The organism is Chryseobacterium gilvum (assembly GCF_025628965.1).
GTDB classification, from domain to species: Bacteria; Bacteroidota; Bacteroidia; order Flavobacteriales; family Weeksellaceae; genus Chryseobacterium; species Chryseobacterium gilvum.
Map to the genome: position 1 here is coordinate 130,313 of NZ_JAOTEN010000001.1, position 12,810 is coordinate 143,122.

At 36.2% G+C, this 12,810-nt stretch carries 12 protein-coding genes and 3 tRNA genes; 8 read left to right on the top strand and 7 right to left on the bottom strand.

Annotation, left to right across the window (positions count from 1 at the left end; all coding sequences use genetic code 11):
- Positions 1 to 126: 126 nt before the first annotated feature.
- On the bottom strand, positions 127 to 1,782 hold the full coding sequence (locus N0B16_RS00650) for a peptide MFS transporter (RefSeq protein WP_262988793.1): 1,656 nt from the start codon (positions 1,780 to 1,782) through the stop codon (positions 127 to 129).
- A 131-nt stretch (positions 1,783 to 1,913) separates the two neighbouring features.
- Positions 1,914 to 4,043 carry a S9 family peptidase gene (locus N0B16_RS00655; RefSeq protein ID WP_262988794.1) on the bottom strand — a complete coding sequence of 710 codons (2,130 nt, stop codon included), beginning with the start codon at positions 4,041 to 4,043 and terminating at the stop codon, positions 1,914 to 1,916.
- 115 nt (positions 4,044 to 4,158) lie between these two features.
- On the opposite strand from N0B16_RS00655, the gene N0B16_RS00660 reads away from it, so the two are divergent.
- Positions 4,159 to 4,632: a hypothetical protein gene (locus N0B16_RS00660; protein WP_262988795.1), complete on the top strand. Its 474-nt coding sequence runs from the start codon at positions 4,159 to 4,161 to the stop codon at positions 4,630 to 4,632.
- 11 nt (positions 4,633 to 4,643) lie between these two features.
- Positions 4,644 to 4,835, top strand: coding sequence for a DUF6496 domain-containing protein (locus tag N0B16_RS00665; RefSeq protein WP_262988796.1), 192 nt, complete (start codon positions 4,644 to 4,646; stop codon positions 4,833 to 4,835).
- A gap of 40 nt (positions 4,836 to 4,875) precedes the next feature.
- On the opposite strand, the gene glgP is transcribed toward N0B16_RS00665, so the two are convergent.
- A complete protein-coding gene (glgP, locus tag N0B16_RS00670) occupies positions 4,876 to 6,537 on the bottom strand; it encodes an alpha-glucan family phosphorylase (RefSeq protein WP_262988797.1) in 1,662 nt (553 codons plus the stop codon).
- A 150-nt stretch (positions 6,538 to 6,687) separates the two neighbouring features.
- Between glgP and N0B16_RS00675 the strand changes: the two genes are divergently transcribed.
- Entirely contained in the window at positions 6,688 to 7,485 is a 798-nt protein-coding gene (locus N0B16_RS00675) for a hypothetical protein (RefSeq protein WP_262988798.1), read from the top strand.
- A gap of 1 nt (position 7,486) precedes the next feature.
- Here the strand turns inward: N0B16_RS00675 and N0B16_RS00680 are convergent, their stop codons facing one another.
- A complete protein-coding gene (locus N0B16_RS00680) occupies positions 7,487 to 7,846 on the bottom strand; it encodes a nuclear transport factor 2 family protein (protein WP_262988799.1) in 360 nt (119 codons plus the stop codon).
- 249 nt (positions 7,847 to 8,095) lie between these two features.
- Here N0B16_RS00680 and mtaB point away from each other — a divergent pair, with 249 nt between their 5' ends.
- A complete protein-coding gene (mtaB, locus tag N0B16_RS00685; protein ID WP_262988800.1) occupies positions 8,096 to 9,451 on the top strand; it encodes a tRNA (N(6)-L-threonylcarbamoyladenosine(37)-C(2))-methylthiotransferase MtaB in 1,356 nt (451 codons plus the stop codon).
- 102 nt (positions 9,452 to 9,553) lie between these two features.
- Here the strand turns inward: mtaB and N0B16_RS00690 are convergent, their stop codons facing one another.
- Positions 9,554 to 10,297, bottom strand: coding sequence for a hypothetical protein (locus tag N0B16_RS00690; RefSeq protein ID WP_262988801.1), 744 nt, complete (start codon positions 10,295 to 10,297; stop codon positions 9,554 to 9,556).
- 55 nt (positions 10,298 to 10,352) lie between these two features.
- On the opposite strand from N0B16_RS00690, the gene N0B16_RS00695 reads away from it, so the two are divergent.
- Positions 10,353 to 10,784, top strand: a complete 432-nt coding sequence (locus N0B16_RS00695) for an RNA-binding S4 domain-containing protein (protein WP_262988802.1) — start codon at positions 10,353 to 10,355, stop codon at positions 10,782 to 10,784.
- Position 10,785: 1 nt separating this feature from the next.
- On the opposite strand, the gene N0B16_RS00700 is transcribed toward N0B16_RS00695, so the two are convergent.
- Complete coding sequence (locus N0B16_RS00700) at positions 10,786 to 11,301, bottom strand: shikimate kinase (protein ID WP_262988803.1); 516 nt, start codon at positions 11,299 to 11,301, stop codon at positions 10,786 to 10,788.
- A 115-nt stretch (positions 11,302 to 11,416) separates the two neighbouring features.
- Here N0B16_RS00700 and N0B16_RS00705 point away from each other — a divergent pair.
- The 3 genes from N0B16_RS00705 to N0B16_RS00715 all read left to right on the top strand — a co-directional run bounded on the left by N0B16_RS00705 (position 11,417) and on the right by N0B16_RS00715 (position 11,757).
- Positions 11,417 to 11,489 (top strand) — tRNA-Lys (locus N0B16_RS00705).
- A gap of 32 nt (positions 11,490 to 11,521) precedes the next feature.
- A tRNA-Leu gene (locus N0B16_RS00710) sits at positions 11,522 to 11,604 on the top strand.
- 80 nt (positions 11,605 to 11,684) lie between these two features.
- Positions 11,685 to 11,757: transfer RNA gene (locus N0B16_RS00715), tRNA-Lys, on the top strand.
- Between the two features lie 100 nt (positions 11,758 to 11,857).
- On the opposite strand, the gene panC is transcribed toward N0B16_RS00715, so the two are convergent.
- Positions 11,858 to 12,706, bottom strand: a complete 849-nt coding sequence (panC, locus tag N0B16_RS00720) for a pantoate--beta-alanine ligase (RefSeq protein ID WP_262988804.1) — start codon at positions 12,704 to 12,706, stop codon at positions 11,858 to 11,860.
- Positions 12,707 to 12,810 lie beyond the last annotated feature (104 nt).

Genomic DNA, 12,810 nt, shown 5'->3' on the forward strand with positions numbered 1-12,810 from the left:
GTTAAATTTTTGTTAAGACTAGCAAATATAGTTTTTTTTGAGTTTTTTGCAATATTTAATTTTACATTTCAAATAAAAAAACTGCAGATTAAGTCTACAGCTTTTGTTTATGAATGAAGATAAAGTTTAATGTCCTTTTTCTTTCATGATTCTATTTAATCTTTTCAGCATGGTGAGTCCTAAAAGAGTAGCAAAAATCAACAGTGCAAAGTTGACCAGGAAGTAATTCATTTTATTCTCGTAGCTGTACCATGTGCTTGCCAAAATTCCTGAAAGTTTATTTCCTACGGAATTGGCGAGGAAAAAGCCGCCCATCATTAAAGCCGTAATTCTTGCCGGCGAAAGTTTGGAAACGAAGGATAACCCCATTGGCGAAAGGCATAATTCTCCTACGGTAATCACTCCATAACCTGCAATGAGCCACCACGGTGAAACTTTTACGGCTCCGTTATCTCCCGCCCAAACTGCTAAAACCATCACCAGACAGGATAATGCGGAGATAAACAATCCCAAAACAATTTTTGTAGGTGTTAAAGGTTCTTTGCCTTTTCTTCTTAATAAAGCCCAAAATGCTACGACCACCGGAGTAAGTGCAATTACCCAAAACGGATTGATGGATTGAAACAGTTCTGTATTATATAAAAAGACCTGCTTTTCAGGATTTTTTTCTAAATCTGCCCTTTGTTCCGCAGGGATATTTTTAAAATAAATGTCTTTTCCCGTTTCTTTAATTGATTTTCCGTCTTTGTCTTTCTGAGATTGGTACTGATTGTCATATACAGGAACTTCTTTGTCTTTATAGCTTTTTCCGTCAACCATATAGATATCTTCCAAAGGTTTTTCAAGTGATGCGGGAACACTTCTGTCGGTATAATAATTGGCCCATCTTGTTAAAGCTGTTCCGTTTTGCTTAAAAACCGCCCAGAAAAACATGCTGATCAGAAAAACGGAAAGTAAGGCTCCAATGGAAGGTTTTTCCTCTGGCTTGGCTTTAAAATAAAGAGAAGCGTAAAAATAAATCACAGGTATACAGGCAAAAATAAACGCATCGGTACTGTCGCTTCCAAAAATATTATTGGGAATAAACCAACCGATAATCCCCGCAACAATAGCAGGTAAGAATACTTTAAGCATAATTTCAGAAAGCTTTGTATCTCCTTCCTGAACGGGTTTCATCTGTGCTGCATGAATGTAATGTTTTCTACCGATGGTAAAAATAACCATCCCGATCAGCATTCCTACTCCTGCTGTAATGAACGCTTCACCCCAGCCAAATTTATTCCGCATAAAAGCTGCAATAATATTGCAGATAAATGCTCCGATATTGATTCCCATGTAGAAAATATTATACCCTGAGTCTTTGTTAGCTTTGTAAGGTTCTTCTGAATATAAATTTCCCAAGAGAGTAGAAATGGTAGGCTTGAAAAAACCGTTTCCGATAATAATTAAGGCTAGAGATCCGTAAAATAAAGGTAATTCTTTAAAAACGCCCATTCCGATGTAGCCTGCAGCCATTAGAAACCCGCCTAAATAAATAGATCTTATATATCCCAAAACCCGGTCTGCCAAAAATCCCCCGATGAATGGAGTAAGATAGGTCAATGCGATATAGGTTCCGAAAATATCATCTGCGGTTTTATCGGGAAGTCCGAGACCGCCTTTCATTCCGGTAGGTTCAATCACATAAAGAACGAAAATTCCGAGAATTAAATAGTATCCGAAACGTTCCCACATTTCAGTAAAGAACAGGAAAGGCAGCCCTTTAGGATGTTTAGTCTTCATATTCAAATTTCAAATTTCTCAAAAATAGGTTTTTAATTTTAATTGTTATAAGAAATATTTTCTAAAGCATGAAGGTACTTCATAAAAAAACCTCTCAATAATTGAAAGGTTTAAATCATATGAAAGGAAATTTATAAATTCTTCAGAATAAAATCGGTCATTTTCTGATATAATTGCGGTCTTGTCTGTCCGCCGTAAATACCGTGGTTTTTGTCGGGATATGCCATAAATTCAAACTGTTTTTTATTTTGAATCAGAGCTTCCGAAAATTCCATAGAATTTTGGAAATGTACGTTATCATCCGCCGTTCCGTGAATCAGTAAAAATTTACCTTTCAGCAAATTAGCATAGGTGGTTGGTGAATTTTTATCATATCCGTCAGCATTTTCCTGCGGTGTTCTCATAAATCTTTCCGTATACACAGAATCGTAATATCTCCAGTTGGTAACGGGCGCCACTGCAATTCCTGCTTTGAAAACATCGGCTCCTTTGGTCATGGCCAGACTCGTCATGTACCCTCCGAAACTCCATCCGAAAATCCCGATTCTTGTTTTATCGACATACGATTGGTTTCCTAACCATTTTGCGGCGGCAATCTGATCTTCAATTTCATATTTCCCTAAATTCATGTAGGTAATCTTTTTGAATTTTGCCCCTTTATAGCCTGTTCCGCGTCCGTCAACACAAGCGACGATATATCCTTTCTGAACCAGGTGATTAAACCAAATCGCATTTCCGTTATCCCAAGAATTGGAAACCTGCTGTGATCCTGGACCGGAATATTGGTACATGAAAACAGGATATTTTTTATTTTTATCGAAATTTTTAGGCTTCATGACCCATGCGTTCATCTGATCTCCGGCTTCGTTGGAAATGGTGATAAATTCTTTCTCAACGAATTGATCGGCTTTTAATTTTTGAAGCTGATCGTTGTTGTTCTGTAGTTCCTTTACTGTTTTCCCGTTGCCGTCTTTTAAAACAAACGTATAAGGTTTTGCAGCGGTAGAAGAGGTTTCGATGAAATAATTATAATTTTTACTGAAACTGGCAGAATTACTTCCTTCGGTATTCGATATCAACTGAGATTTTCCGTTTTCGATATTGATTTTAGAAACCACTTTATTAATGCTTCCTTTTTCGGTAGTCTGAACGTATATTTCTTTTGATTTTGGGTTATATCCGTAATAATCAGTCACTTCCCAGTTTCCTTTGGTCACCTGCTTTTTCAGCTTACCGTCTTTGTCATACCAATACAGATGTCGGTTTCCGTCTCTTTCAGAACCCCATAGAAAACTGTTGTCTTCTAAAAATTCTAAAGTTACATTATCGGTATCAACCCATTGTGGGTCTGTTTCTGTAAAAAGTTTTTGGGCAGCCCCGGTTTTAGTATTAATTTTAAGAATATCAGACGCGTTTTGTGTTCTTTGAGAAGTAATCAGTACCATTTCATCTGCACTGGAAGTCTGAATTACATTCGGGATATAATAATTTTTAACATGATCCAAATTGATATCCATTGTTTTAGCACCTTCTAGACGGTAAATATGGGCAGAAGCCACCGCATTTTTTTCTCCGGCTTTAGGGTATTTATAACGTAATTCGGTAGGATACAGCGATTTTCCATAAATCGGGATGTATATTTCCGGAACTTCAGTTTCTATCAGTTTTACAAATACAATTGCATCTGAATTTTTGGTCCATTCATATAATCTTGCGTGACCAAATTCTTCTTCGTACACCCAATCTGCAAGACCGTTCAGAATATTGTTTTTAGCACCGTTTTTGGTAATTTGAGTGATTTTTCCGGTAGTTAAATCCTGATAGAACAGATTGTTTTCAGAGACAAAGGCAATTTTTGAAGCGTCTGGAGAAAATCTGGGTTCCTGTACAGGTTTTCCGTCGTTTAGGCTGATTACTTTCCCTGATTTTAAATCTTTAATATCAAATTTTCCTAAAAATGAATGTCTGTAAATAGGCTCACTTTCTTTCAGCAGTATTATTTTTGATTCATCATCCGAAAAATCATAGCTTTCGAACTGGCCATCTACTAAATTTCCGTCCTTCTGTGAAGTTTTGTATGAATATTTTGCGATACCGCCCTGTTCGATGACCAGATAATTTTCACCGTTTTTCATAGAAGTGATTCCGGCAATGCCTTTTCCGCGGTAATACCCTGAATAAATTTTGTCTAAAGTAATTTCCTGTGCCGTCATACTTTGAGTAACAGCAAACAGCGCAAGCGTCAATAATAATTTTTTCATTTTTTAAAAAGTAAGAAATCCAAAGATAACAAATTTATCAAATGATATAAAAAAGCTTTAAAAGAGTAATTTGGCAGAAAAATTGAATATATTCTTTACATTAAATATAATCATTATGGAAACAAATGCAGAAAATCAAAAAATCAACACCTATGAATTTGAAGATCAGGTAATTTATACCGGGTTTTCGAGTTTTACAGATGCCGAAGAATGCGCGCAGAGCAAAAACGGCAATTTGGTGGAAGTTGCTTTTAAGGATGGAAACGATAATCCTTTTATTACCGATGAAGCGGGTTTGATTGAGAAAAAACTGCATTATGTCGTAAAAGCTGGAGAAGAATATAAATTTATACATTCATCTGATCCGGGATTCAGAGACTATGCAGATGAGCTTCAGAAAATAAAAGCTAAGCTGAGAGGCGATGCACCGGATGAAAGATATCTTGCCAACTTTGAACTGGAAAACGCAGAAGATCCCATTATTGTTCTTAAAAACGGCGAGCTTGAATCGGTTACCTCAAGGGAGCGTTCCAAATATCTTAAAAATGCCAATGTATATGAAATAGCGGTTTCTGTACCAAAATCTTAAAATATAGTATCATGAGCGAGAAAAAATATTCAGACAAAGCTCAGGAGAAAGTAGGAAAGGTGATGAAGGAATTCAAAGAAGGAAAACTGAAATCTTCTGCAGGAAAGAAAGTAACAGATAAAAAGCAGGCAGTTGCCATCGGAATATCTGAAGCCAAAGAAAAAGGGCTTAAAGTACCCAAAAAGAAAACGAAAAAAGATTAATGTAAAGAAAAAGCCCGTGAATGTTTATTCACGGGCTATTTTATGATCTGTTATACAGAATCTGATAATATTCATCTGCCATTTGGTCGCTGTTGAACTGGTCTTTCACATCATTCATTGCGTTGTGCTGTATTTTACGCCATTTTTCCGGATGATCATAATAGGCTGGAAGAATTTCATTTTCAAGAATTTCATATAAAGCATTCAGGTCGTAATTATCTTCTTCATAAATACTCATATTTTCGTAATCGCATTTCGGGACCACGAAAGAATTCTCGCCGTGTTTCGCAAATTCAGGAATCCATCCGTCATCTGTAGAAAGATTTACCGTACCGTTCATCGACGCGGTCATCCCTGAAGTTCCTGATGCTTCTCTCGGAACTCTGGGATTATTCAGCCATACATCAGAGCCCTGTTTTAAAGATTTGCTTAATGATAATTCATAGCCTGTAAGAACAGCCATATTCTTGTAATTTTTACTCTCTTCCACAAGACTGTTAAAAGTCGAAATCGAAGAATAATCCATAGGATATGGTTTTCCTGCCCAGATCATCTGTACAGGATATTTCGGATTGTTTAATAATTTTTTAAATCTTTCTTTATCATGAAGCAAAAGATCGGCGCGCTTATATCCCGCAAATCTTCTCGCCCAAACCATCGTGAAGACATTCGGGTCAAATAAATTCCCGGTCTGGTCTGCCACGATCTCGAAAAGTCTTTTCTTTAACGTTTTTTTACGCTCATCAAAAGCCGCCTCGTCATTTTCTTCTTTTGCTTTATAAAGTGGCTTGTCTGACCAGTATTTGAATTCCTGTGCATTGGTAATAGAAATTATTTCACAAACTCCTTTATATTTACTCCACATTGTTCTGGATACATCACCGTGAAGCTTTGAAACTCCGTTTGCAATTCTTGCCATTTTTAAAGCACAGAGAGAATGATTGAATTTGTCATCATCTGCACCTTCTATTTTCTTGACATCCTCCATGGTTAATCCTGAAAAATAGGACATATCATAACAAAGTTTCAGGTTGTGCTTTTCATTGCCTGCTTCTTCAGGAGTATGAGTGGTAAAAACCAGTTTTTCTTTTACTTTATGGAGATTTCCGTTGTATTTTTTCAGCAGATGAAATGCTGCAGGAAGACCATGCGCCTCATTCAGATGGTAGATATCCCGTTCGATATTCAATTCATCCAACAATTTTGCCCCGCCCTTTCCAAGTAAAATATATTGGGCAACTTTTGTCGCTTCGTTGGCATCATAGAGCTTATGTGAAATTGTTTTTGAAACGTGATCATTCTCCGGAACATCTGTTGAAAGGAAAAACATCGGTGCGGTATTAAATATTTCAGGATCAAGGTACCATACTTTTACCCAAACCGGTGCGCTGTGAATTTCGATCTGAAATTTTATGCCCGTATCTTCAAGAAAACTGTACATTTTCTTGGTCCAGGTCGGCTGTAGGGTTTGGTCATGGTTTCTCGCCTGATCATAATACCCGAACTTCCAGAGAATACCGATTCCGATTAAATCCTGCTTCAGATTATAGGCGCTTCTCATATGAGAGCCTGCTAAAAAACCGAGTCCGCCGGAATATATTTTCAGAACCTGCTCTAGAGCAAATTCCATCGAAAAATAAGCAACTTTTTTAGAATATTGAGGGTCGATGCCGAAAGGCATTTTAAAATTTTTAAAATCCATACATTGAATGTTACAGTATTACACAAAGATATTGATAATGAAAATAAACTGAACATTAATTAAATGATAATTACGAACTAAAACCATCCGCCGAATAGTTTTTTTAAGTACCTTTAAATGTAAATTTTTGATATTCAAAAACTTCTGCGTATGAAAAAGCTTTTTTCTGATGAAGATTTAATCAAAAATCTGAGCTTGTATTATCTTAACCGGCATCTGAAAAAGAAGCCGATCGAGAAATATCACCGTACAATAGATGCGTCGATGCTTCATGACCGGGATAAATACAAAAAAAAATCAGAGATCTTACTGCTCAATTCTTTTATGCATCATTTTCCGGAGATCACTTTTGAAAATCTTACCTGTGAGAGCCCCGATTTTATTGCAACATTCAACAATAAGAAAATTGGCATTGAGCTTACGGAAGTGATCAATCATCTGGAAATGAAAAAAGCGGAAAGTACGTTAAACAAAATTTTCCGCCAGGCAGAAATATTGCTGGAACAGGAAGATAAAGGTAAATACCGGGGAATTTATTTTGTGGAATTTCATTCACATTTTAACTTTGAAAATCTGGAAGAGCAGCAGGAAAATATTCTCAGCATTTATAAAAGCATCCGCAAAAATAAACCTTCAGGTTGCGTAAAAAGCCTCAGAAAATCTCATCACCGAAGAAATGTTTTTATTACTCATGAGTATAATATGAGCCTGTTTGATGAGCTGTGTTCTGCAAAAATCGTAGAGCTGATCGAAAAGAAGAACGAAAAATTCCCGTATTATGACCGTTCCGTAGACGAATGTTGGCTGGTTATCGTGTCAGATATGAATTCTCTGGCGTCAAGATATACTTTTATTCAGGACAAAGAGCACTTGAGCGCTGTGAAAAGCCCTTTTCATAAAATATTTCATCTGGAAAACCTGTGTGGCGGTTTAACCAATATCAAATGATTTAATTAAATACTTTGGTATCTTTAAAATAATCTGAAAGATAAAGAATCGTTCCGTTATCCGAAAAATGTACGATGGTACAGATGTCGTTGGTATATACTCCTTTTCCCGGCATATTTCCTGATGAAGAGGTCTGGTAAAAGTATTTATTATTTCCTAACGGGAAAATTTCGGCAATCTGCCATTCGATATTTTCATACCGTCTGAAAATAGCACGGAATAAAGCTAAAATTCTATTTTTACCGGAAATTTGCTTAGAAGGCGGGATCCAGATTACACTTTCATCGGTAAACCATTTTTCAAGCTTTTCAATATTAAGAGAATTCAAGTCCTGCATAAAATGGCTAATCTTACAATTCATTATCGGATTTATTATATATATACGCAAAAAGGACTTATCCGGATTTTTAGAAAAACTTAAACAGGAAAGAAAACTTCAATTGTACGGGCATTATTTTCACTTTAAAAAAATGGTTGAAAACAATTATGTCTTGGGAAAGATAGTGAAATTAATAGAGTTACCGTAAAGTATTATCTGTGATAGACTGAATCAATTAGTATTCATATTAAAATTATTATCTTTGCACCCAAATAATTTCAGGAATAATCAATGTCTCAATTTCGAAGAACTGCCGCATTTCATACCCTTGGCTGCAAATTAAATTTTGCAGAAACATCTACCATTGCAAGGCAGTTGGCAGACGCAGGTTATGAAAAAGTAAGTTTTGACGAGAAGGCAAGTATTTATGTAATTAATACCTGTTCGGTAACAGAAAATGCCGACCGCGAATGTAAACTTCACGTAAAAAGAGCCATGAAAGCCAATCCTGAAGGTTTGGTTGTGATTGTAGGATGTTATGCACAGCTGAAACCCGAAGAAATTTCGCAGATTACCGGTGTAGATTTGGTTTTAGGCGCCAAAGAAAAATTCAATATATTGAGTTATCTGGATGATCTGGAAAAGTCTGACCGTGAAGGTATTATCCATTCTTGTGAAATCGAAGAGACTGATTTCTTTATCGGAAGCTACTCTATAGGGGACAGAACCCGGGCTTTTCTCAAAGTTCAGGACGGGTGCGATTATAAATGTACCTATTGCACCATACCTTTGGCAAGAGGGATTTCCCGCTCTGATACCATTGAAAACGTGATTAAAAATGCCAGAGAAATAGCCGGAAGAGATATTAAAGAAATTGTTCTTACAGGCGTAAACATCGGTGATTACGGAAAAGGGGAATTCGGAAATAAAAAACACGAGCATACTTTTTTAGACCTTATTTCAAAGCTTGATCAGGTGGAAGGGATCGAAAGAATCCGTATTTCTTCTATCGAGCCGAATCTGTTAAAAGACGAAAGCATCGAACTGGTTTCTAAAAGCAAAAATTTTGTTCCCCATTTTCATATTCCGCTGCAGTCGGGGAGTAACGATTTGTTGAAAAAAATGAAACGCCGTTATTTAACCAAATTATACTACGACAGAGTTCATAAAATCCGTGAGGTAATGCCCGATGCGGCGATTGGTGTAGATGTTATCGTAGGTTTCCCGGGAGAAACTGAAGAAAAATTCATGGAAACCTATCATTTCCTGAATGATCTTCCGATCAGCTACTTACATGTTTTTACCTATTCTGAACGGGAAAATACGGAAGCTGCAGGAATGGAAGGTATTGTACCGATTCCTGAAAGAAAAAAACGAAATAAAATGCTGCGGATTCTTTCCGAAAAAAAGAAAATGGCATTTTATCAGACCCAAATCGGAAAAACCCTTCCTGTTCTTTGGGAGCACGAAAATAAAGACGGTAAAATGTTTGGCTTCACAGAAAATTATGTGAGAGTGCAGAAAGATTACGATCCTTCTTCTGTGAATCAGATTGAATTGTTAAAATTAGAAAAAATAGAATCTGACGGTACGGTTTCTATACATCATTCCTCATATTCTTTCGAAAAATTTTTAGAGAAATTATAACATTTTCCGATTTACCGTTGTAATTGTAAATATGATTTCATCAGTCTACACAAAAATACCGTATCAAATATAATACGGCATTTTGTTTTATGGTAAAATTTATTAATTTCTCGGTGTTGATTTATAGACCTGAAAATTGAAAATAAATGTTCTGTTTCTGAAAGAATATCCGCTGTAATTGTAATGCGCATCTCTTCCGAAGGCGGCTCTTGATGGTACAATGATCACTCCCTGAAGATTATAATTTTCTCCGTCTCCCATATTAAAAGCTTTAAATTTCTGCAAAGCTTCACTGAATCCTTCTATTTCATAATAGCTTTTTTGCTTTGCAGCATCCGTTGTTGCAGCAGTAATTAGGGGGTCAGTCGGAGAAATGTAATAAAATTTAGGATCTACAATAGGGGCTCCTGAGCCGGAAGCATCCAGCGGACTGTAATTGACCATCTGTTGAGAAGAGATGAACGAAACATTTCCATCGCTATTTCCTGCAAGATAGGTAGTTGCTCGCATCAAAATTCTTGTGATGTCTGTAGCACCAATGGTCGTTCCCGGAGTAGGCTGAGCATTATTTCTTGCAATATAAATAACCCCGGAATTAAGCTTTTGCGGATTTAAATCACTCAGCTTAGTTTCATTATCATCTGTTGTAATGGTGCTGCTGAATGCTTTTATATTTCCCTGTGTATCCAGATAATGATCAGTCATGAATTTTTGAATAGCCTGATCATCGTAGGTATTTTGTACTGATACATCTTCCGGTTCCACATATGTTTCCACTTCATCATCTTTCTTGCAGGCAGAAAAACATAGCGATCCGGCAAGGATATATAAAAATATTTTTTTCATTTCAAAAAACTTTAATTACTTTACAAATAATATAACGGCAAAAGTATAAAAAAATATGAGAATAGATAAATTTTTATGGAGTATTCGCTTTTACAAGACAAGAAGTATTGCAGCCGATGAGATTAAAAAGAACAGGGTAGCCATAGGAGAATCTGTTGTCAAGTCATCAAAAGAGGTAAAAGAAGGGGATGTCATTAAAGTCCGTAAAAATCAGATTGATTATAAAATTAAGGTAATTCAAATTCCTAAAAGCAGGATTGGGGCCAAATTGGTTTCTCTCCATATCAAAGATGTGACCGATAAGGAACAGTACGAGCTTCTGAAGCTACGTAAAATGTCTCAAAGTTATTATCGTGACCGGGGTGAAGGCAGACCTACTAAAAAAGACAGGAGAGATATTGACGATTATGCGGGAAACGACATTGATGCAGATTTTACAGATTGGGATGACTTTTTCGGTGAAGGTGAAGATAATAAGGAAGATTAATTTATAAATATAATTTCTCGATAATTTTATCAGTGATTTCGTCCGGGGTTTTGGAGTCGGTAGTAATGCTAAATTGAGCCTTACTGTAAAACGCATTTCTTTCAAAAAGGTGTTTAGCGATGAATTCCGGGAGATTTTCATCAGAAATATTGGCAATCAGAGGCCTTTTTTCCTTCTGTTTCAATATTCTTTCTGAAAGTGTTGTGATGGAAGCACGTAGAAAAACACTTTTAGAGTGATGATTGATAATTTCCATATTGTTGTAATAAGCGGGAGTACCTCCTCCCAAACTCAGAACGGTATTTTTATGGGTGGCGAGAATTTCCTCTAAAATCTCTCTTTCCGCTTTTCTAAAGTAAATTTCACCTTTTTTTTCAAAGATTTCGGGGATGGTTAATTTATTTCTTTTAGAGATTTCCTTATCAAGATCGATGAGCCTGAAATGTAATTTCTCGCTTAAAATTTTGGAAATGTGTGATTTGCCACTTCCCATGTATCCAATCATTGAAATTATCATGATAATATTTTGAACAAATTTGCGAAAAAGTTTTGAGAAATTAAAAAAAGCGCTATCTTTGCACCACTTAAAACGAAAGACATTAAGCTAATGTTAATCGGGGTAGCAAGTGACCGACTCGGTAGCTCAGCTGGTAGAGCAATACACTTTTAATGTATGGGTCCTGGGTTCGAATCCCAGCCGGGTCACAAGCAAGATTTCATAAGCGATTATGTTTTTTGCCTGCGTGGTGAAATTGGTAGACACGCCATCTTGAGGGGGTGGTTTCCTAAGGATGTGCTGGTTCGAGTCCAGTCGCAGGCACTGCAAAAAAAAAAATAATTAAAAAAAATACGAGTGATAATTAAAAATTAATTTTATATTTATCGCTTGAAATCGTGACCGACTCGGTAGCTCAGCTGGTAGAGCAATACACTTTTAATGTATGGGTCCTGGGTTCGAATCCCAGCCGGGTCACAGATTTACTGAAAAGTAAATTTTTTTCATATTAATATTTTGTGATTTGGTGTTCAAAGGCTTCCTTCAGGAGGCCTTTGATTTTTTAGGACATTGAAGCCTAATCCAAATGCATGTTGTCAATTAATCTCACTCCATCCACCATTACCACAATAAAAGCTCTGTATGCTCTGTCTTTATAAAAAAAGTCTGTTTCTTTCAACGTTTTTTCATCAGCTATAAGAAAATATTCCAGCTGCATACCTTGCTGATCATCAAATACATCCTGAACTCTTTTTTTGATCTCGGAAACAGTAAGCACTCTGAACCAGTCATTGACTTTCATTAAGGTTTTATAAATAATTTTTGAAGTTTCTCTCCGCTCTTCTCTGAGTCTCTGATTTCTGGAACTTAAAGCCAAACCGTTTTTGGCCCTGTAAATAGGCACCCCTTTTATTTGTATATGTAGCTGTTTTTTTTCAGTCATTTTTTTAATAATGGCCAGCTGCTGATAATCTTTTTCTCCGAAATACGCATTATCGGGTTTTACCTGTCTGAAAAGCTCTTCCACAACAGTTCCTACTCCGTCAAAATGTCCCGGTCTGGATTTTCCTTCCATTTCATTTTCCAATCCATCATAGTCGTAATGTGAACTTTCTGTTTTTTCAGGATAAATATCTTGAACTTCAGGAATATAAACAGCATCTACCAAGCCGGATTCTTCCAATATCAAAATATCTCTGTTGAGGTCTCTTGGATATTTTCTAAGGTCTTCCGGATTATTAAATTGTGTAGGGTTTACAAAAATGGAAGAAATCACAAGGTCATTTTCTTCCCTTGCAGCTTTGTATAAAGAGAGGTGGCCGTCATGTAAAGCCCCCATTGTAGGAGCAAAGCCGATTTTTTTGCCCATTTCTTTTTGCCTTTCTATAAAATCCTGAAGGGTTTTTCTATTTTTTAAAACTTCCATAGTGTATTTTAATAACAATTCAAAAATACTAATTATCTCATAATAATTTTTCAGATTTGCTATTCTGAAAGGAGTAATTATTGTAAAAAAATGTTAATTGGATT